Annotated in this window: 19 protein-coding genes, 1 pseudogene and 2 riboswitches; of the genes and pseudogenes, 5 read left to right on the plus strand and 15 right to left on the minus strand. The window is 35.4% G+C overall.

The annotated features are described in order from the left end of the window. Positions 1 to 104 precede the first annotated feature (104 nt). From ACX5JI_RS18285 to ACX5JI_RS18295, 3 genes are all read right to left on the minus strand, one after another. Entirely contained in the window at positions 105 to 221 is a 117-nt protein-coding gene (locus ACX5JI_RS18285) for a DUF4027 family protein (protein WP_459502465.1), read from the minus strand. Positions 222 to 419: 198 nt separating this feature from the next. After that, complete coding sequence (locus tag ACX5JI_RS18290; RefSeq protein WP_459502466.1) at positions 420 to 842, minus strand: universal stress protein; 423 nt, start codon at positions 840 to 842, stop codon at positions 420 to 422. An 81-nt stretch (positions 843 to 923) separates the two neighbouring features. Continuing rightward, positions 924 to 2,366: a SulP family inorganic anion transporter gene (locus ACX5JI_RS18295; protein WP_459502467.1), complete on the minus strand. Its 1,443-nt coding sequence runs from the start codon at positions 2,364 to 2,366 to the stop codon at positions 924 to 926. Between the two features lie 473 nt (positions 2,367 to 2,839). On the opposite strand from ACX5JI_RS18295, the gene ACX5JI_RS18300 reads away from it, so the two are divergent. Both ACX5JI_RS18300 and ACX5JI_RS18305 read left to right on the plus strand, forming a co-directional pair. Next, positions 2,840 to 3,532: a response regulator transcription factor gene (locus tag ACX5JI_RS18300; RefSeq protein ID WP_459502468.1), complete on the plus strand. Its 693-nt coding sequence runs from the start codon at positions 2,840 to 2,842 to the stop codon at positions 3,530 to 3,532. Next, the gene (locus ACX5JI_RS18305; protein ID WP_459502469.1) at positions 3,529 to 4,902 is read left to right on the plus strand and encodes a sensor histidine kinase; all 1,374 of its coding nucleotides are present in this window, start codon (positions 3,529 to 3,531) and stop codon (positions 4,900 to 4,902) included. The genes ACX5JI_RS18300 and ACX5JI_RS18305 overlap by 4 nt, the downstream gene beginning before the upstream one ends. Before the next feature lie 21 nt (positions 4,903 to 4,923). Here the strand turns inward: ACX5JI_RS18305 and ACX5JI_RS18310 are convergent. The 12 genes and pseudogenes from ACX5JI_RS18310 to treR all read right to left on the minus strand — a co-directional run. After that, a pseudogene (locus ACX5JI_RS18310) lies at positions 4,924 to 5,193 on the minus strand (HIT family protein); the annotation flags it as partial. A 146-nt stretch (positions 5,194 to 5,339) separates the two neighbouring features. After that, positions 5,340 to 5,720, minus strand: coding sequence for an OsmC family protein (locus tag ACX5JI_RS18315; protein ID WP_459502470.1), 381 nt, complete (start codon positions 5,718 to 5,720; stop codon positions 5,340 to 5,342). Further along, positions 5,704 to 7,122 carry an amino acid permease gene (locus tag ACX5JI_RS18320; RefSeq protein ID WP_459502471.1) on the minus strand — a complete coding sequence of 473 codons (1,419 nt, stop codon included), beginning with the start codon at positions 7,120 to 7,122 and terminating at the stop codon, positions 5,704 to 5,706. The genes ACX5JI_RS18315 and ACX5JI_RS18320 overlap by 17 nt, the downstream gene beginning before the upstream one ends. 391 nt (positions 7,123 to 7,513) lie before the next feature. Next, positions 7,514 to 8,158: an amino acid ABC transporter permease gene (locus tag ACX5JI_RS18325; RefSeq protein ID WP_459502472.1), complete on the minus strand. Its 645-nt coding sequence runs from the start codon at positions 8,156 to 8,158 to the stop codon at positions 7,514 to 7,516. After that, entirely contained in the window at positions 8,159 to 8,815 is a 657-nt protein-coding gene (locus ACX5JI_RS18330; protein WP_459502473.1) for an amino acid ABC transporter permease, read from the minus strand. Positions 8,816 to 8,878: 63 nt separating this feature from the next. Continuing rightward, the gene (locus ACX5JI_RS18335) at positions 8,879 to 9,709 is read right to left on the minus strand and encodes a glutamate ABC transporter substrate-binding protein (protein ID WP_459502475.1); all 831 of its coding nucleotides are present in this window, start codon (positions 9,707 to 9,709) and stop codon (positions 8,879 to 8,881) included. Positions 9,710 to 9,721: 12 nt separating this feature from the next. Next, positions 9,722 to 10,450 (minus strand): amino acid ABC transporter ATP-binding protein, encoded by a 729-nt coding sequence (locus tag ACX5JI_RS18340; protein ID WP_459502476.1) that lies wholly within the window; start codon positions 10,448 to 10,450, stop codon positions 9,722 to 9,724. A gap of 154 nt (positions 10,451 to 10,604) precedes the next feature. Further along, positions 10,605 to 12,065: an alanine/glycine:cation symporter family protein gene (locus tag ACX5JI_RS18345; RefSeq protein WP_459502477.1), complete on the minus strand. Its 1,461-nt coding sequence runs from the start codon at positions 12,063 to 12,065 to the stop codon at positions 10,605 to 10,607. A 356-nt stretch (positions 12,066 to 12,421) separates the two neighbouring features. Continuing rightward, entirely contained in the window at positions 12,422 to 13,393 is a 972-nt protein-coding gene (locus ACX5JI_RS18350; RefSeq protein ID WP_459502478.1) for a phosphotransferase enzyme family protein, read from the minus strand. A 174-nt stretch (positions 13,394 to 13,567) separates the two neighbouring features. Further along, positions 13,568 to 15,229 (minus strand): alpha,alpha-phosphotrehalase, encoded by a 1,662-nt coding sequence (gene treC / locus ACX5JI_RS18355; protein WP_459502479.1) that lies wholly within the window; start codon positions 15,227 to 15,229, stop codon positions 13,568 to 13,570. A gap of 13 nt (positions 15,230 to 15,242) precedes the next feature. After that, positions 15,243 to 16,670: a PTS system trehalose-specific EIIBC component gene (gene treP, locus ACX5JI_RS18360; protein ID WP_459502480.1), complete on the minus strand. Its 1,428-nt coding sequence runs from the start codon at positions 16,668 to 16,670 to the stop codon at positions 15,243 to 15,245. 157 nt (positions 16,671 to 16,827) lie between these two features. Next, positions 16,828 to 17,538, minus strand: coding sequence for a trehalose operon repressor (gene treR / locus ACX5JI_RS18365; RefSeq protein WP_459502481.1), 711 nt, complete (start codon positions 17,536 to 17,538; stop codon positions 16,828 to 16,830). Between the two features lie 132 nt (positions 17,539 to 17,670). After that, a riboswitch (SAM riboswitch) is annotated at positions 17,671 to 17,777 on the plus strand. 68 nt (positions 17,778 to 17,845) lie between these two features. Then, positions 17,846 to 17,946, plus strand: a riboswitch (SAM riboswitch). 100 nt (positions 17,947 to 18,046) lie between these two features. Between treR and ACX5JI_RS18370 the strand changes: the two genes are divergently transcribed. From ACX5JI_RS18370 to ACX5JI_RS18380, 3 genes are read left to right on the plus strand one after another with little or no spacing between them, the layout of a single operon-like run. Continuing rightward, positions 18,047 to 18,505 (plus strand): PTS sugar transporter subunit IIA, encoded by a 459-nt coding sequence (locus ACX5JI_RS18370; protein ID WP_459502482.1) that lies wholly within the window; start codon positions 18,047 to 18,049, stop codon positions 18,503 to 18,505. A gap of 14 nt (positions 18,506 to 18,519) precedes the next feature. Next, complete coding sequence (locus ACX5JI_RS18375) at positions 18,520 to 18,840, plus strand: PTS sugar transporter subunit IIB (protein ID WP_459502483.1); 321 nt, start codon at positions 18,520 to 18,522, stop codon at positions 18,838 to 18,840. Positions 18,841 to 18,859: 19 nt separating this feature from the next. Beyond that, on the plus strand, positions 18,860 to 20,287 hold the full coding sequence (locus ACX5JI_RS18380; protein ID WP_459502484.1) for a PTS galactitol transporter subunit IIC: 1,428 nt from the start codon (positions 18,860 to 18,862) through the stop codon (positions 20,285 to 20,287). Positions 20,288 to 20,434: the final 147 nt, after the last annotated feature.

The following is a 20,434-nucleotide window of genomic DNA, read 5'->3' on the forward strand; positions in this document are numbered from 1 at the left end:
CGCATAGATTCTTTTATGCAAGAGGCTATTTTTTAATTATACTTGTTACGATTACCTTGCCATTTATAACAATCATTTCCCTTCTATTTACAAAATCCTTCTTATTAAAAGATTTGCTGGACCATCTTCATAACAACAGCTAACAGTACTGAACTGACAAATCCAGTCAAACAAATTAAACTTACACCTTGACTATATGATAAATGTTGAAATACTTTCATTTCTTTCATCCTCCCATTCGCTCCCTTTGATGATTCCATCATATCAATAGAAAAGATTTTATAACATCGATTTACCTAACAGCTGTCTTACAAAATTGTAAGATTTATTCATGGAAAATAAACTTTCAATTTATATGGGCTCTTCTTTCATTTCGATGCCTATTTAACATAAAAAACAGACAACATTATTGCTGTCTGTTACTTGACGATCATTACCGGACATTTCACTCGTTTTGCTACTTTATGACTCACACTACCAAGTACCATTTCTTGCAATGTATTTAATCCTCTGCTCCCTACTATAACAAGATCAATGTCTCCTGTATTTACATATTGTACAAGTGTATTTCCTGGATCACCATGCAAAATTGTAATCTTATAGGAGAGTTCTTCTTGCTGTAATAAAGTCTCAATTTCTTTTAATCTATCTTTTCTACTAGATGAGATGGTCTCTATATCTGTTTGGCCTTGTATAATATCTGATTTCGCTGTTCTATTGTCTACAACATATACAACTTCAACGGTTACTTCTTTACTACATTTCGCAATATGTGCGGCATGCTTTGCTGCACGGAGCGCGTGTCTTGAACCATCACATGCTAGTATAATTTGCTTGTACATATGCTGAAGCCCCTTTCATCATCATACTCGTATTATAATACAAAAAGAACCCTTTCGGTCCTCCGAAAAGGTTCTTCCTATTTAACGAACAGCTTGTTTCGCTAATTTTGTAACAAGCTCTGAACTCCGCTCATTTAATCCGGTTATTTTTACTTTCACACCATTTTTCTCATACTTCAGCACGACTTTATCCACTGCTGCGACCGCTGAATCATCCCATACATGGGCATGTATAAAATCAATTTCTACTTCTTTTACATCTTCTTTAAACTGAAATGCATTTATGAATTCTGTCGTAGATGCAAAAAAGAGTTGTCCATAAATTGTATATACCTTTTTCTCACCAACATAAAAATGTTTCACGTGAATCTTTGCCATGTTACATGCAAATAAAACTGCGCTTATTACTGTACCAATCATAACACCAAGAGCTAAATTATGCGTCACAAGAACAATTGCGACTGTTACAACCATAACAAATGCATCACCTTTTGGAACTTTATGCAGAGTGAATACAGAGTTCCAATCGAACGTACCAATCGACACCATAATCATAACTGCAACTAATGCTGCCATTGGAATATGGATCACATAGTCACCAAGGACGAAGAGCAATACAATGAGAAATCCACCTGCTACAAATGTAGATAAGCGCCCACGACCACCTGATTTTATATTAATGATAGATTGTCCAATCATCGCACACCCTGCCATTCCACCAAAGAAACCAGCAACAATATTGGCAAGTCCTTGTCCACGTGCTTCTTTATGCTTATTACTTGGTGTATCTGTCATATCATCTAAAAGAGATGCTGTTAGGAGTGATTCTAATAAGCCGATAACAGCTAACATAATCGAATACGGTAAAATAATCGCTACTGTTTCTAGCGTAAATGGCACATCTGGAATACTAAAAAACGGTAACTCTGTTGGTAAACTTCCCATATCACCAACTGTACGTAATTGTAACCCGCCAAGTATTGCAATACTTGTCACGACAATAATCGCAATAAGTGTAGAAGGTACTGCTGTTGTAATACGTGGAAATAGATAAATAATTGCAAGTCCTAATCCTACTAATGCATACATGTGCCAGCTTGCCCCTTGAAAATGTGGCAATTGTGCTGTAAACACTAAAATCCCTAACGAATTCACAAAGCCGCTCATAACAGAACGCGGAACAAATTTCATAAATGAGCTTAGCTTTAATACGCCAAAGATAATTTGAACGACACCTGTTAAAATAGTTGTAGCAAACAAATACTGTAATCCATAATCTTTTACAATTGTCACCATTAACAGTGCCATCGCACCTGTTGCTGCAGAAATCATTCCCGGTCTTCCGCCAACAAATGAAATTGTCACCGCAATACCAAAAGCCGCATACAATCCTACCATTGGATCTACCCCTGCAATGACAGAAAAGGCAATTGCTTCAGGAATTAATGCTAATGCAACGACAATACCTGATAACACATCTCCCTTCACGTTAGAAAACCATTCAGTTTTTATAGTTTGTAACAAGATAACACTCCTCTACTTTGCTTTCTTTTGATTTTCTCCCTAAGAAAATCATTCCGACTGCACGAGTGCTATTATATAACGAGTGTCAGATTTTCTGCCATAAAAAAGTGCCCCCCGATTGTTAGACTGTGTCTAACAATCGGGGGGCACCTCACTTATGCAGCGTCTTTCTTTACTTCATGTCCACCGTACCCTTCACCATTCGCTTGGACAATCTCTAACTTTTCATCTAATATTCCGTATGTTTCAAGCGAAATATGCTCTGGATTCTCGAATAATAAGCCATGAATATGGGCTTAGCGTGGGATCACCATCAATAAATTATACACAGGTTATGAAACCTTTCCTTTACTTAAAGTATACAATAACAACCAATTCTGAAGAAATTATGCATTCGCATCATAATCTGCACCATTTCTTCATGATTTTGCATTACACTTTACATAACAAATAACAAATATGGGGGAACCTCTATGGTTGATATACTACTTGTTGATGATGAACCAAGAATGTTAGAACTGTTAACCCTTTACCTTTCTCCAAAAGGATATAATTGTGTCTGTGTAACTTCAGGGCAAGAAGCCATTTCCTATATAGAAAAACAAAATTTCAGATTCGTTCTTCTCGATATTATGATGCCAAAAATGGATGGGTGGGAAACTTGTAAAAAAGTCCGTTCATTTAGCAACATTCCTATCATTATGGTAACTGCACGAGATCAGACGATAGACGTTGTTCAAGGTTTAAAAATTGGCGCGGATGATTACATAACGAAGCCGTTCCATGAATCTGAGCTATTGGCACGAATTGAAGCCGTCTTGCGGCGAGCGAATCAGCATGAACGCATACAATATAAGGGAATTCTATGGAATGAAACAAAACATTTTTCTTCTGTTTATGATCAAGAAATTTTGCTTACACCTATTGAATTTTCTTTACTTGGATTATTTTTACGCCATAAGAATCATGTGCTCAGCCGCGATCAACTCATTGAACGCATTTGGGGACTAAATACAAATACAGAAGACCGGACAGTCGATTCTCATATTCGTAATTTACGTGACAAATTGCGAAAAGCAGATTTTCCAATTGATGAACATTTAAAAACTGTGTACGGAGTTGGCTATCGCTGGATGGATACTGAAAATCAAGGAGCTGCGCGATGAAAAGAATCTCTGTTCAACTCGGATTTTATTTTTTAATTGTTACATTTTTAATTGAAAGCATCCTATTTATATTGCTGTATTTCAGCCTTGTTAACACAAGGGTGAATGAAGAAATGACTGCGCTATTAAAGCGTGGAAATAGCCATCGAGATGTTCTTGAGAAATATTTTGATGCTAAAACAATCTCTCATGTCGCTTTAATGGAATCAGAAACTGAAACAACGGTTGTCATTACAAATACAGATAAAAAAATATTAGCGAAATCTAATAATATAGATTCCACCATAAAAAAACATATTAGAGAAATGGTAACAAATACAAGTCATAACGGAACCATTATAGAAAACCACTGGAAAACATCTAATTATATATGCACAGTTAGTCCAATTGTAATAAAAGGAAAGACAGAAGGCTATGTGTACATGTTTCTCGGCACTGATTCGATTGAGCATATGATTGACGGGTTAACTAAGCAATTTATTATTGCTGGTGCAGTTACTTTTATACTAACCGTTATTACGATTTTTCTACTATCAAGATTATTAACAAAACCACTTCTTCGAATGAAGCACGCTACTGAAAAAATGAGCCGTGGTGATTTATCTGTTTCTTTAGCTACTTCTCGAAATGATGAAATCGGCGAACTTTCTAGCTCCATCCAAACGCTTGCAAATGATTTGCATTATATGAAAAAAGAACGCAGTGAATTTCTCGCAAGTGTTGCTCATGAACTCAGAACCCCTCTAACCTATGTGAGGGGATATGCAGATATTGCACTGAAAGATCATACATCTCCTGAGCAGCGTCAAAGATATTTATCGATTATAAAAGATGAAGCTGATTCCATTACAAATTTAGTACAAGACTTATTTTTACTCGCGCAAATGGAACAACATAACTTTTCCATCGTGACAACGGAAGTACATTTGTATCACTTTCTTTCTCGTATTATTACGAAAGTGAACATTATGTATGAAGTAAAACAGATTCATGTTTCTTTAACATGTCCTTCTTCCCTTTCTATAACTCTTGATGAACAACGATTTGAACAAGTTATTATCAATATTTTAAATAATGCCTATGCACATTCAGCGGAAAATACAAAAATTAAAATCACCGTCATACAAAATCCAACACATGTTAAAATTTCCATTCAAGATACCGGTGAAGGCATTCCAAAAGAAGATATTCCGCATATATTCGAACGATTTTATCGCGTTGATAAAGCAAGATCACGCACAACTGGTGGAACAGGATTAGGACTTGCAATTGTAAAAGAAATCGTCGAACTTCATGGCGGGACCGTCACTGTTACTAGTACATTAAACTATGGTTCTTGCTTTACGATTTCGTTGCCAATTCACACGTGAAAAAGCTTAAGACAATTCTTCTTAAGCTTTTTCTATCTCTATGATTTGTTCTATTGCTTCTTGTAATAATTTCTTCGTCTCTTCAAAATTATAATTTCCACCTTCACTATCCATCGATTGTTCCATATAAAATTTTGCAAATGATCGCTCTTTATATCTCGGTACAACATGCATATGATAATGTGTTAATTCATTGAAGATCCCACCGTTTTGACAAATTGTAATTCCATCTGGTTTATACAATAACTTGATGGCTTTTGAAATCAACTTAGAAGCATCCATAATCGCTTTTTAGGTATTTACATCAAGTTCTTCATTCCTTGCTAATTTACACCCTAAACATTCTTGATTCACCTTCATAATTATCGCCTTTTTTCAGTATATTACAAAAAACGAGAGCAAGATTTATATGATCTCGCTCTCGTTTTTTCCTAAGATTACTCACTAACTAACTCAACTGTTTCCGTAATTTTTATACTATCCTTCACAGATTGCACAATTGTACAATTCTTCACCGCAAACTCTAACGCTTTTTCTAATTGTACTTGCGAGATTCCTTCTGCCTTTACTTTATAACGCAAATGAACACTTTCCACCGGTTTTGATAAAGCTTCACTTCTCCCTATTTCCGTTTCAATTGTAAACGTGTCATATGTAATGCGCTTTTTTTCTAAAATTGTTCGAAAGACAATCGCACTACATCCTGCAATAGAAGAAACTAGTAATTCTAATGGTGTATGTCCACTTTCTTTCCCAATTTGCAACTGTCCATGGGAAAGTTCTGCCGTAATATCCTCATGCTTAATTGTTAGTTTCATACGTTGTTCCCATCTCCACTTTCGTAATTTGCTTCCGCTTCTTAGTTATATAATAATACACGTAACAGAAAATGATAAATGGAATGCCGCAATATAACGCCATGCGCTGTTCTGGAATGAACGCTAAACTAATTACAACAACGCTATTTGTGATTAACGCTAAAATTGGAACAAATGGATATAGCGGTGTTTTATATTTTAAGTCTTCTAATTTTCCGCCACCTTTTATGTACTGGCTTCTAAAACGAAGTTGTGACAATGCAATGATAATCCAGCTTGATACTGCAGATAAACCAGCTATAGATAATAGGTACATATATACTGTATCCTCTGCTAAAAAGCTTGTTAGTAAAGATAACGCCGCTACTGCAATTGTAACTACTAATGCTGTAATCGGAATACCGCGCTTATTTACCGTTTTGAAAGAAGTTGGTGCCATTCCTTCATTTGCAAGTGACCATAGTATACGAGTTGCTGCATATAATCCTGAATTCGCTACAGATAATAAAGCTGTGATAATAACGAAGTTCATAATATCTGCTGCGTATGGAATACCTATTTTATCAAAGACAACAACGAATGGACTTTCAATAACCCCTGCATCTTTCCATGAAATTAAACCTACTAAAATCGTCATCGTTAAAATAAAGAACAACATAATGCGCCATACCGTATTACGAATCGCACGTGGGATTGTTTTTTCTGGTTCTTGACTCTCTCCTGCTGCAATCCCGATTAACTCGGTACCTTGGAACGAAAAATTAACGGTAATCATCGTAAGAAGTACCGCTGCGAGTCCATTCGGGAACAATCCACCATCGCTCACAAAATTAGAAAAAAGTGGCGCCGCTTCTTTCCCATCATATGGTAATAAACCGAATAACGCACTACCACCAAGAACAACAAATGCAATAATTGTAATAACTTTAATACTTGAGAACCAAAATTCTAATTCCGCATAACTCTTTGCTGAGATAGCATTTGACATATATAAAATAAATCCAAATACAAGACACCATACCCAAACATCTACATTCGGAAACCATCTTTTCATCATTAAACCAATTGATGTAAGCTCTAATCCAACTGTAACTGCCCATCCAAGCCAGTACAGCCATCCAATCATAAACCCTGTTCCTGGACCGATAAACTTCGTCGCATATTTTTGGAAAGAACCAGACACCGGCATTGCTACCGTGAGCTCACCAAGACAAAGCATTGTTAAATACATAATAAATCCGCCGACTAAATATGAAAGAATTGCTCCCCCTGGGCCGGCTTGGTTAATTGTATATCCTGATCCAAGAAAAAAACCTGTTCCGATTACACCTCCAAGTGCAATCATAAATAAATGTCTACTCTTCATCGTACGATGTAATTTCTCATTCGTTGCTTGCTGCATAGTATTCCTCCCCTAATCCATACCCTCTATCTCTTTTAAAATTTTCTGATAATAAAAATATACACGAAAGCGATTACAATTTCTATATAAAATTAAAACTTTTCTGATAAAATGATAAAAATTTCAATTATCAAGTTGTTTTTTCGACCTCTAAACTAGATACAAAAAAACTCTTACATAGTATATAAATACATTTTGATTTTCCAACAACTAAATTGCGGTTATGAAAACAAAAGGAAATCCCCACTTATTTCTTCTTTTTGTTTTTTACATGGCATGAGGCTAAAAAGGGAACTGATCGCTACTACACTCGGCCGGATGCTCTCTTCCAACTAAAAAGTAAGGGGTGTGTCAGTTTTTCAATTTGCATTTATATATTCTCATGTAAGAGTTAACGACTTTCTAATCTTCTAGATACAATTGATAAACTATAATTCACAACGAAATACATACACGCTACTAGTATAAATGTAGGAATCATATAATTTACATTTTGCCCATTAATAATTTGTGCATTATGCATAAGCTCTGGTAACGAAATAACAACTGCTAATGATGTATCCTTGAGTAATGAAATAAATTGACTAACAAGCGGTGGTACCATACGTCTTAATGCTTGCGGTAAAATAATATACCACAGTGTTTTTGTATACGATAAACCAGATGCCCGAGCGGCCTCAATTTGTCCTTTTTCAATCGATAACAAACCGCTTCGTACAATTTCTGATATCATCGCTGCTTCAAAGATTGTTAATGCGACAATCGCCGCTGTTTTAATTTCTAATTTTAGTCCGATCTCCGGTAATGCAAAATACGTGAAGAAAATAATTAAAAGAAGGGGTAAATTACGAATCGTTTCAACAATAACAGCAAGTAATTGAGATACAACTGGAATTTTTGCATACCGAAGTATCCCAATGACACTGCCAATTATAAAACTAAGTAAAATAGCAATAACCGCGATTTCTAATGTTATAACTAGTCCTTTTAACAAAAATAATATATGTTCTCCTGTATAAGCACCTCGAAAGTCCATTTACACCGCCCCCTTCGCCAAGCGTTTCTCAAAATAACGCACCAGCACACTGAGCGGGATTGTTAAAATCAAATAAAATATCCCTACGAATATATACACATCAAAAGTAACAAATGTTTTCGTTGAAATTAAATCTCCTTGATACATTAAATCTGCTCCTGCAATAATCCCCAGTATAGAAGAGTTTTTCACCAAATTGAGAAATTGATTTCCAAGCGGCGGAATAACAATTTTAACTGCTTGAGGTAAAACGATATAATACATCGCTTGTACGTATGTTAACCCTGAGGACCTTGCTGCCTCCATCTGTCCTTTCGCAACCGACAGAATGCCAGCTCGAATCGCTTCTGCAATAAACGCAGCCGTATATATCGTAAGAGTAACTGTCCCTGCTACAAAACCATTCAAAGTAATTCCTATTACTGGAAATCCAAAATATAATATAAACGCAATTAACACAATCGGGATGTTTCGAACAAATTCTACGTAAATCGATCCAATCCAGTTCAAAATACGAATAGGTGCAATCCGCATCACTGCCATAATAACTCCTACAATAAAACTTCCAATTAACGCAATTACACTAGACATTACCGTATATTTAAATCCTTCTACATACATATCAATATTATTTATCAAAATAGAAAAATCAGGCAAATACTCCCCCCTCTTTCTTTACAAGAAGAGGATGAGCTTCCCTCATCCTCTCGCTCTTATTATTTATTTCTCAGGCTTTTCCCCAATCCATTTTTCGTACAATTTATCGTATTCTCCACTTGCCTTCATATCTTTTAATAGACTATTAATCTCTTTCGTTAAGTCATCCGCACCTTTTTGAACTGCAATCCCATATGGCTCATCCGTAAAGATTTTCCCAACTACTTCATAATCTGCATCTTGTTTTGCCATTCCATATAAAATTGCATTGTCTGTCGTTAAAACATCACCTTTACCTGCTTTTAACGCCGTAAATGCCTCGCTATAATTTTCAAATTCCAATACAGTTGCTTCCGGTGATTTTTGACGAATATTATTTGTAGACGTTGAACCTTTTACTGCTAATACTTTTACATCTTTTTTCACATCATCAATACCTTTAATCTTACTCCCTTTTTTGACGAGTAAAGATTGACCAGCTTTAAAATATACTTCTGAAAAATCAACCTCTTTTCTCCGTTCTTCCGTAATTGTCATCGTTGCGATAATTGCATCAATATCCCCATTTTTCAGCATTGGAATGCGCGTTTTAGAAGTTACTTCTTTTAATTCTAATTTGTTCTCATCTCCAAGTATTTTTTTCGCAAGCGCCTTTGCTATATCAATATCAAATCCTTCTACTTTCCCTGTCCCAGGGTCTTTCAATCCAAATAAATTCGTGTCGTTCTTTACACCGACCACTAATTTTCCCCGTTTCTTAATCTGCTCAACAACTCCGCCTTGTTTTGTATTTGTTTCTTTTGCCTCTTCTTTTTTATTTCCGCATCCTGCGACAATAAGCGTAAACAAACAAGCAAAAACAAGCAGAGTGAACCATTTTTTGATTTTACTCATGAAACTCCTCCTTTAATGATTTAAAACGCGACTTAAAAACAATCGTGCTCTTTCTTGCTGTGGATTAGCAAAAAATTCGATTGGCACTGTATCCTCGATAATCTGACCTTCATCCATAAATAAAATTCGATCTGCTACCTCACGTGCAAATCCCATCTCATGAGTCACAACAACCATTGTCATTCCCTCTTTAGCTAACGCTTTCATTACATCTAATACTTCACCAATCATTTCTGGATCTAGCGCAGAAGTTGGTTCATCAAACAACATAATTTCCGGCTTCATCGCTAATCCCCTTGCAATCGCTACCCTTTGTTGTTGTCCTCCTGATAGTTGATGCGGATACACTTTAGCCTTCTCTGGAATTCCAACCTTTTCTAAATAAAACATCGCTATTTTTTCAGCTTCTTCTTTTGAAATATTGCTCACTTTCATCGGTGCTAACGTAATATTTTGAAGCACCGTTTTATGTGGATATAAATAGAAATGTTGAAAAACCATTCCAATATTTCGGCGCAACTCATTTATATCTGTTTTTGGATTATGCACTTCCACATTTTGAACGAATAATTCACCATCTGTTATTGTTTCCAATTGATTTATACAACGTAAGAGCGTACTTTTTCCCGATCCTGATGGACCAACAATTACAACTACCTCTCCTTTTTGCACTTGAAGATTAATATTTTTTAAGACTTGAAAATTACCGTAATATTTATTTACATTTTTGAAAATAATCATCGTACTCCCCCCTCTCCATAAAAAGCCTGTACGTTCTTTGTATATTCAAAGCTTCATAAAAAAATAACTGACTACAATATTTTGGACATAAAAAAGGCAAAGAGAAAATTCCCTTTGCCTTTTTTACATTATTTACAAGTCATACAAATGCCGTTTACGATACTTCTTCTTTCTTATCTTTTCCATATTCGTGCTCCCAAAAATCAGCATTTTTAATCCCTAGTTCCCGAGGATCGAATACAGGATCTTTTCCTTCTTTTTTCTGTTTTTCATAGTCTTTCAGCGCTAACAGTGCCGGTTTTTGTAAAAGTAAAATTGCAATGATATTGACCCAAGCCATAATCCCTACACCAATATCGCCAAGAGCCCAAGCAGTTGCTGCTGTTTTCACACAGCCGTAGAATACAACACCTAAAAAAACAATTCTTAAAACAAGTGACATCCATGGACGATCTTTATCACGATTTAAATAAGCGATATTCGTTTCTGCAATGTAGTAATACGCCATAATTGTTGTAAATGCAAAGAATAATAGAGAAATTGCCACGAAACCGCTTCCAAATCCAGGGAATACAGATTCTACCGCAGCTTGTGTATACCCAGGTCCCGGTTCGGCACCATTTAATTTATTTACAATGAAGTTTTTTCCGCTTGCATCAAATACGTTATACATCCCCGTAATAATCATCATAAACGCCGTTGCTGAACAAACAAATAATGTATCAATGTAAACGGAAAATGCTTGTACAAGGCCTTGCTTTGCTGGATGAGATACTTCAGCAGCCGCAGCAGCATGTGGGCCAGTTCCTTGACCAGCTTCATTCGAATAAATACCACGCTTTACTCCCCATGAAATCGCTAAACCAATAATTCCTCCAAACGCAGCTTCTAATGCAAATGCACTTTTTATAATTAACATAAATGCTTCAGGTAATTTTTCAATATTCATAAATACAATTACGCAAGCAACAAGTATATATCCAACTGCCATAAATGGCACAACAACCTGCGCTACGTTAACAATACGCTTAACCCCACCAAAAATAATAAGTGCTAATACAACAACTAATACTGCTCCTGAGACAGATGTATGAATACCAAAAGCTGTTTCCAAACTTACTGCAATACTATTCGCTTGAACACCTGGTAATAACATACCAGTCGCAAGAATGGTAGCAGCAACAAACATAAGTGCATACCACTTAACGCCTAAACCTTTTTCAATGTAATAAGCTGGACCACCACGGAATTGTCCTTGATGCTTCGTCTTATATATTTGAGCAAGTGTTGATTCCACATAAGCAGAACCTGCTCCTAAAAATGCTACAGCCCACATCCAAAAGACCGCTCCCGGACCACCAAAAGCGATTGCTGTTGCTACACCAGCGATATTCCCTGTTCCAACGCGTCCTGATAAAGAAAGCGCTAGCGCTTGGAAAGAAGAAACACCGGCTTCCGATTTTTCTCCTTTAAATGTAAGTCTCACCATCTCACCAGCATGCCTAACTTGTAAAAACCTCGTTCGTATTGAAAAATATAAACCTACGCCTAAACATAAATAAACAAGTGCTGGACTCCATACTATGCTATTCAACCAAGTAACGAAAGCTTCCAAGTCCATTTCCCCCTCTCTTTATAAAGAATATTCAGAATATACATAAAATTATAGATGCATCTATAGTCTATGACAATATTATTTTGATAAAATAAACATATTTTTGTATAAAAAAACAAAATATATATAAATCCAATTTGATTTTATAACAGATACATTATGGTTATGAAGAACAGACAGAGACCTTCACTCGTTTTCTCCTTCTGTTTTCACATGGAATGGGGCTAAAAAAGGCACTGACCGCTTCTATCCATGGCCTGATGCTCTCATCCATCTGAAAAGAATGGTTTGATGTTCGTTTTTTAATTTGGATTTATATATATTCATGTTATATACTTTGTTTCATTACATGTGTATTATATATTCACAATTGGTTCCTGCTTGATAATCCTTACATAAATTTCATCTGCTAGTTTTCCGAACTGATCTGGCATTTCTTTTCCCTTAAATTTCTTCTGAATCGTACCATATAAACCAATATCGCGAAGGCGTAAAAATAGTGGTAGTGATTCATACCACATTTCTGCCAACTGGTGTTCAGATTCATATCCTTTTTTAACAATCTTAAATTGCTCACGAGCAAACTGCGTTTTCTCTTCTTCTGTCCAGTCCGTCATCAATACAGAATAATAAATCACCATTGCCAAATCATGAATAAAGTAGTTATAAGTCGTATCATCAAAATCAAAAATGGTTAAATCTTTCCCATCGTAATGGAAATTCCCTTGATGAATATCGCCATGTATAAGTCCAAAACTTTCTCTTTCTATCGGTAACGCTTTGATCTTATCAATCAATACATATGCAATTTCTTTCACTCGTTTCTCTTCTAATTCGTCAACAATCGCTTTCTCATCTTTTTCCCACGTATCACGATATTCTGTTTCAGGATACTTCATTGTCAGACGATGGAGCTGACCAATCGCTTTTCCCCACGCTTCAAATAAACTCTCTTTCCAATGAGTAGATGCCCCCCCCTTTACACTTTCTCCTTGTGCATATGAAAAAAGAGAAGCATAAAAGAAGGTCCCATCTATCGCTTCTATTCCTTCTACGAGTTTTCTAGATTTTGAATAATAAGGTCCGGCAATTTTAGCTCCTTGCTCTTTCAAATACTGTAAAAAATCTAATTCTGCTTCTACTTGTTTTTCAGATCGATGAGAAGAATGCGTTAACCTTAGTACATACGGTACTCTCTTTTCATCTTCTGCACGAAAAATATAGTTTTCAAAATCACCAAGTGGCGTTTCTTCCACCGTAACGTTAAATCGCTTTCTAGCTTCCTCCAAAATTTCATTCGTAAAAACTCGTTCTACAGCTATTTCCATTTGTATCTCTCCCCTTATTTATGTATCCATATATAATTCGCCATACAAGTGAAAAATACTTCTATAAAAATGTAACTAAGTTAACACTCCAGCATATGAACAGTAATCCGTTTGAAACATAACACAAAATAAATAAGAGGCTGTACGTTATACACATACAACCTCTTATTTCAATTAATTAATAAACCGGTACACTATAGATTCATACGGTCTCAGTGTAAGGTTTCTAATATCATTACTTGAATCCTCATAATTCGATAGTAATATTTCTTGCTTCATTTCATTATCTATCATTTCTTCTTGCACAGAATATATAATTGTCTCTTCATAAAAATTATTGACCACAAGTAGTACTTCATCTTCTAGCTTCCGTGTATATACCCATACATTCGGATGACTTGCATCTATCATTTCATATTTCCCATTTGTAATGATATCGTATTTCTTTCTAAGTTTAACGAGCCTTTTATAGTGATAAAAAATAGATTGTTTATCTTTCAGTGCCTTTTCTACATTCACCTCTTTATAATTACCCGCAACGGAAATCCAAGGCGTATTTGTTGTAAATCCAGCATGTTCCTCTTCATTCCACTGCATCGGTGTACGAGAATTATCACGAGATTTTTGCTGTAAGATTTCAATAATGTCTTCATCTAACATGCCTTCTTCTCGTTTCATTTTATAAATATTTAAAGATTCTACATCACGATACAAATTGATATTATCAAATCCTGGATTCGTCATTCCGATTTCTTCACCTTGATAAATATAAGGTGTGCCTTGTAACATATGCAGCGCAGTAGCTAACATTTTTGCTGATTCATTTCTATATGTTTTATCGTTCCCAAAACGAGATACGATGCGCGGTTGATCATGGTTACACCAAAATAATGCGTTCCATCCTCCGCCCTCTTGCATCTCACTTTGCCACTTCGACATAATTTCTTTCAGCTGTATAAAGTCAAAATCAGCTTTTGTCCATTTATCACCATTTGGGTAATCTACTTTTAAATGATGAAAGCTAAATGTCATACTTAACTCATTGCGATCTGGATTTGAATATTTAATACAATTCTCAATTGTCGTCGATGACATTTCTCCAACAGTAATTACATCATGCCCTTCAAATACTTCGTGATTCATTTCTTGTAAATATTCATGAACACGAGGTCCATCTGTATAATATTTACGCCCATCACTTGTAGCTGATGTTCCTTCATCATCTACAAAGTGCTGTTCTTTTGAGATTAAGTTAATAACGTCAAGCCTAAATCCTCTAACACCTTTATCCAGCCAAAAATGCATCATTTCATATACTTCTTTTCGAAGCTGTTCATTTTCCCAGTTTAAATCAGCTTGTGTTTTATCAAATAAATGTAAATAATATTGCCTTGTCTTTTCGTCATATTCCCAAGCAGAACCACCAAATTTAGATTGCCAATTATTCTTTTCATCACGCCATATATAGAAATCACGGTACGGACTATTTTTATCTTCGCGCGCCTTTTTGAACCAACCATGCTCCGTTGAACTATGATTAACAACAATATCAAGCATAATATCAATGTCACGTTTTTTCGCTTCTAGTAAAAGTTCTTCAAATTCCTCCATCGTTCCATAAGACGGGTCTATAGAATAATAGTCGCTCACATCATAGCCATTATCATTTTGCGGTGAACGATAAATTGGCGTTAGCCAAATATAATCAACACCAAGCTCCTGTAAATAATCTAACTTCTCTGTGACACCTTTTATATCGCCCGTCTCTGTATTGTAATAGCTATTAAAGCTTTTCGGATAAATTTGATAGACAACACTTTTCTGCCAATCTTTCATGTCAAACTTCCTCCTACTTCTTTTTTATTCGTTTTGCAAATAACCATGTTAAAACAAATGGTACTACTACTGCGACTATCATCCCAACAACAAACATCGGAATCGATTTCGGAATGATGGAAATAAATGCTGGTAATCCCCCAATTCCGATCGCTGGTGCTAATACCCCATTTAATGTAATGAATACAGCTGCTAGTGCCGAACCAATAATTGCTGCATAAAACGGAAATTTATTTCGTAAGTTTACGCCAAACATCGCTGGTTCTGTAATACCGAAGTACGCTGAAATTGCGGATGTAGACGCCATACTTTTATCATTTTGATTTTTAGAAATCCAAAACATCGCCAGCGCAGCACTACCTTGTGCAATATTAGAAAGTGCAATCATCGGCCAAATGAACGTACCACCATGTTGTGCGATTAACTGTAAGTCAATTGCAATAAACATATGATGCATCCCCGTAATTACAAGTGGTGCATATAGTGCGCCAAATAGAATTGCACCAAGTACTGGTACTGTTTCATATACACCAACTAATCCAGCCGTTAGTAAATCACCAATATGACGTGTAACTGGACCGATAATTCCTAGTGCTAGTACACCAGTCACAACGATTGTCGTAATCGGCACAACTAATAGTTGAATCGCATTTGGTACATGTTTTTTTAAGAAAATCTCAATTTTACTTAATACAAATGCCGCTACTAAAACCGGTAATATTTGTCCTTGATATCCTACCTTTTCAATTTGGAAAAGACCTAAAATGTCAAAGTACTCAATCTTTTGCCCATCAAGTCCCGCTGCTGCTTTCCCATAATTCCATGCATTTAATAAATCCGGATGTACAAGCATTAATCCCATTACAATCCCAAGTATTGGACTTCCACCAAAACGCTTCGTTGCTGACCACCCAACAAGCGCTGGTAAGAATACGAATGCTGTATTTGCCATCAAATTAATTAAATCCCATAATCCGCCTAAGTTCGGATATACTTCTAGTAAATTCTTTCCATCAAAAAATAAGTCCTTAGCACCTAATAAATTATTAATCCCCATCAATAAACCAGCAGTAACAATCGCTGGTAAAATCGGCATAAATACATCAGAAAATATCTTTACAAATTTTTGCATCGGATTTAACTTTTGATTCCCCGAATCCTTCACATCCGCTACTGTCGATTCCTTCATACCTGTAAGCACAATCAATTCCGCATATACGCGGTCCACATCTCCTGGACCAATAACAATTTGAAACACACCAGCGTTATGAAACGCTCCTTTCACTAAAGAAATCGCTTGCAATTTATCGTTATCTATTTTACTTTCATCCTTTAACGCAATACGAAGTCTCGTTACACAATGAGCTGCCTGTTCAATGTTCTCTTCCCCGCCAATATATTTCAGCACCTCTTCTGCTACTTTCCGATAATCTTTGGCCATCTCCCATCCCTCTTTTCTCTTTTTTTGATACCGTTTACAAATACATATTAACTCGTATATATAAGTTAGTCAACACTCGTATATACGAGTTTGCGAAATTTTTTCTTATTCCCCCAAAACGCAAAAAAAGGAGATGAAACTTTATCGTTTCATCTCCTCATTTTCTCCGAGCTACATCTGAAAAATGAAAAATATCAAGTCGATGCCGTGACTCTGTATATTCAAACTGGCTTCCATCATAAAGATGCGTAAAGTTTTTGACAACAACAACATAATCTGTACCATTCAAATCTAAATATTTTTGATCATCCTCTGTACAAGGCTGAACTTCAATAACACGCTGTGCATAACTAATATGTAATCCTAAATCTTGTTCAATATATTTATAAATCGAATTCTCAGCAATTTCTTTTGTTAATCCGGGAATATATTCAGATACAAAATAGTTTACATCTAAAATTACATTTTCCCCATCAATATTTCGAACACGTTTAATATGATCTACCTTTGTTTTCGTCTTTACATTTAATGATTTTGCGATTTCTTTCGAGACTAACAATTGTTCCTGTTCTACAACACTCGTTATACATTTGCGCCCTAATCGTTCGTTTTCCTCTTGAAAACTCACAATACCGCCAAAGTTAAATTCAATATTTTTTCGTTTTAAAACGAAAACGCCTTTACCGTGAATCTTTTGTACGTACCCACGTTCCTGTAATAAATCAACAGCTTTTCTTACTGTCCCACGGCTTGCTTCATACTGTTTCATTAATTCTGTTTCAGAAGGAATTTTACACCCTTCTTTTAACTTGCGATTATCAATTGAATCACTTATCTCCGTATAAATCTGCTCATACTTACTCATCATCTTGAATAACCCCTTGCCACCTTCTTTTTCTACTTGTATTATAGCATGCCAGAAAATTAGTTTTTCCTCTTGATTATTTTACACATTAGCTATACAATATTCACATATTTTACAAAAATCAAAATTAACAAACTCTTATCAAGAGAGGTGGAGGGACTGGCCCTATGAAACCTCGGCAACCCCTATGTTATTTAGGTAGGTGCCAATTCCTTTAGAATTTAAATTCTAAAAGATAAGAAGAAGCGATATTGTGTATTCAAAAACCTTCTTCTTATCGAGAAGGTTTTTTATTATTTTCATACTTTCATCCTTATCAAGAGAGGTGGAGGGACCGGCCCTATGAAACCTCGGCAACCCCTATATTATTAGGTAGGTGCCAATTCCTGCGTTTAAAGCGACAGATAAGGCGATGATTTTCTATCAAAGTAATCATCCCTTTCTTCGTATAGAAAGGGGTGATTTTTTATTACCACATAACTAAATTACAACTAAAGAGGAGATGAGTTATTTGGATATTTTCCATGAACAATTTATTTACCCAAAACTTTCAGGCACGACATTTAAAGAAATTTTAGAGAAAGTTTCCACCGACTTACTTATACAGGGATTTGTAAAAGAAACCTTCTCACAAGCTGTCCTAGAACGAGAAATGCATCATCCAACAGGTCTCCCCACCGGAAACATCGGGGTAGCAATTCCTCATACTGATTCTTCACATATTATACAACCTGTCATTAGTGTAATTACATTAGAATCATCTATCCCTTTTACTCTTATGGGAAATCTCGAAAAAGAAACAACAAATGTGCAAGTTCTGTTCTTACTTGCATTACAAGACGGTAGACAACATATTCAAATACTTAAGGAAATTATGAAACTTATTCAACATCCACAGCAGCTTCAACAGCTAACTGCTGCATCTACAAAATTAGAGATTATAAACTCTATTTCAGCTCTTACTATTTAAGGAGGAAAAAAAACATGAGAACATTTCATATTTTAACAGTTTGTGGTTCAGGTACAGTCAGCTCTACTATGGTTTCAGAAAAACTAAAAGAGGCTTTAAGCGAAGATTATATTACGATTACGACAACTGAGGTTAAGCCGACACAAGTCGAACAGTTTTTGGAAGAAAGACAATATGACTTTATTGCTTACACTACACCTATCCCTCAAAACCTTTCTATTCCAACCATTAATGCTGTTGGATTTTTAACTGGTTTTGATGAAGAAAGTTTTTTAGAAGAAGTAAGACACGTCATTCATACCATTGTAGAAAAGGAAACTATCACAAATTTATAAGACGGGTGGATTGATACAAATGGAGCTAGAATTTCTTAAAAAGATTTTTGACACATTTGGTGCATCTATTTTTGTACCAATTGTTATTTTTATAATCGCCATTGCTTTAAAAGTAAATCGTAAAAAAGCTTTTTATTCTGCTTTATACGCAGGTATCGGCTTACAAGGCTTCACTCTTTTACTCAATGCTTATATCCCTATTATTATGCCTGTCGTTCAAAATATGGTGAAAAGTACAGGAGTCAGTCTTCCAGTATTTGATATTGGCTGGCAAGCTAGCTCTATTGTTGCCTATTCTACGGAAGTTGGAATGATCTTTGTAGGCGTTGCACTATTACTTCAAATCGGATTATTTTTAATAAAATGGACAAACATTTTCCAACCTGGAGATTTGTGGAACAATTATTCCTACATGGTATGGGGCTCTATGATTTATTTAGTTACAAATAACTTATGGTTGGCTTTTGCTTGTATGATTACACTCAATCTTTACAGTCTTCTTTTTGCAGAACTATTATCCAAAAGATGGTCTACATATTTTCAGTATCCTCGCTGTGCGATTGTACAGCTACATCATGTTGGGAGTATTCCATTTGCAATTGGATTAAATCGTCTTCTAACAAAGATAGGTGTTGGAAAAGTAAATGCCAATCCAGAAGTTCTAAAGAAAAAACTAGGATTATTTGGAGAACCTATTTTTCTAGGGCTCTTTCTCGGTGCTAGTATCGGAATTTTAGGGAACTTTCATTCTCTTAATACGTTAAAAGCATGGGGACAAATTACTACTGTAGGAATTTCAACCGCTGCTATTATGACTATTTTTCCAAAGGTTTCAGGGATATTTGCTCAAGCTTTTTTACCACTTACAGAATCTGCAAAAAAAAATATTAACAAAGATAAAAATAACCCAAGAGATTGGTATTTAGGTGTAAATGATGCAATGGGATATGGTGAAACCGCTACACTAACAACTGGTATCTTACTCATTCCAATTATGGTTATACTAGCATTAATTTTACCTGGAAATGAAGTACTCCCTATTGTCGATCTAATTGCACTCCCTTATATGGTTCAAGGAATAGTAGCAATTACAAATGGAAATATTTTTAAATCTATTCTAATTGGTGTAATTTGGTTTAGCTTAGGCCTTTATATGGCAACGTACACTGCACCAATATTTACAGAAGTTGCACAACAAGTTGGAGTAACCATTCCAGCGGGTGTCCTTCTGATTACAAGTTTCGGAATTCTTACATCTCCTGTAACAGGACTAATTTTTTTAGCATTTTTATCAAAATCTCCTTTCTGGATTGGGGGTATACTTCTTCTTTATATTGTCACATATGTATTCTTTAGAAAATACAAACTGGATATCCAAAACTATTTAGAACATGCCAATGATTTACCTTTGCATGATTCTGTAAATATAAAACAAGCTAAAATGTAAGTTTTACCAACACCAAACAAATCAAAAATGTTCATGCATTTTCAAACAAAAATATATGTACTTATAAATTTTTTTCTTTTCATTCTAAAAGACATGTAGTATACTAACTTCAAAATCAGAGGAGAAAGGGAGCAAAGAACTATGCTT

This window comes from Bacillus sp. C1, assembly GCF_054570475.1.

Bases quoted from the DNA above. Each gene is read 5' to 3' on its own strand.
- treC (WP_459502479.1), bottom strand. From the start codon at position 15,229: ATGAAAGATTGGCAGAAAAGTGTTGTCTATCAAATTTATCCGAAAAGC.
- ACX5JI_RS18305 (WP_459502469.1), top strand. From the start codon at position 3,529: ATGAAAAGAATCTCTGTTCAACTCGGATTTTATTTTTTAATTGTTACA.
- ACX5JI_RS18340 (WP_459502476.1), bottom strand. From the start codon at position 10,450: ATGATTATTTTCAAAAATGTAAATAAATATTACGGTAATTTTCAAGTC.
- ACX5JI_RS18300 (WP_459502468.1), top strand. From the start codon at position 2,840: ATGGTTGATATACTACTTGTTGATGATGAACCAAGAATGTTAGAACTG.
- ACX5JI_RS18375 (WP_459502483.1), top strand. From the start codon at position 18,520: ATGAGAACATTTCATATTTTAACAGTTTGTGGTTCAGGTACAGTCAGC.
- ACX5JI_RS18350 (WP_459502478.1), bottom strand. From the start codon at position 13,393: ATGGAAATAGCTGTAGAACGAGTTTTTACGAATGAAATTTTGGAGGAA.
- ACX5JI_RS18325 (WP_459502472.1), bottom strand. From the start codon at position 8,158: ATGGACTTTCGAGGTGCTTATACAGGAGAACATATATTATTTTTGTTA.
- treR (WP_459502481.1), bottom strand. From the start codon at position 17,538: ATGATGAGTAAGTATGAGCAGATTTATACGGAGATAAGTGATTCAATT.
- ACX5JI_RS18290 (WP_459502466.1), bottom strand. From the start codon at position 842: ATGTACAAGCAAATTATACTAGCATGTGATGGTTCAAGACACGCGCTC.
- ACX5JI_RS18315 (WP_459502470.1), bottom strand. From the start codon at position 5,720: ATGAAACTAACAATTAAGCATGAGGATATTACGGCAGAACTTTCCCAT.
- ACX5JI_RS18335 (WP_459502475.1), bottom strand. From the start codon at position 9,709: ATGAGTAAAATCAAAAAATGGTTCACTCTGCTTGTTTTTGCTTGTTTG.
- treP (WP_459502480.1), bottom strand. From the start codon at position 16,670: ATGGCCAAAGATTATCGGAAAGTAGCAGAAGAGGTGCTGAAATATATT.
- ACX5JI_RS18380 (WP_459502484.1), top strand. From the start codon at position 18,860: ATGGAGCTAGAATTTCTTAAAAAGATTTTTGACACATTTGGTGCATCT.
- ACX5JI_RS18320 (WP_459502471.1), bottom strand. From the start codon at position 7,122: ATGCAGCAAGCAACGAATGAGAAATTACATCGTACGATGAAGAGTAGA.
- ACX5JI_RS18285 (WP_459502465.1), bottom strand. From the start codon at position 221: ATGAAAGTATTTCAACATTTATCATATAGTCAAGGTGTAAGTTTAATT.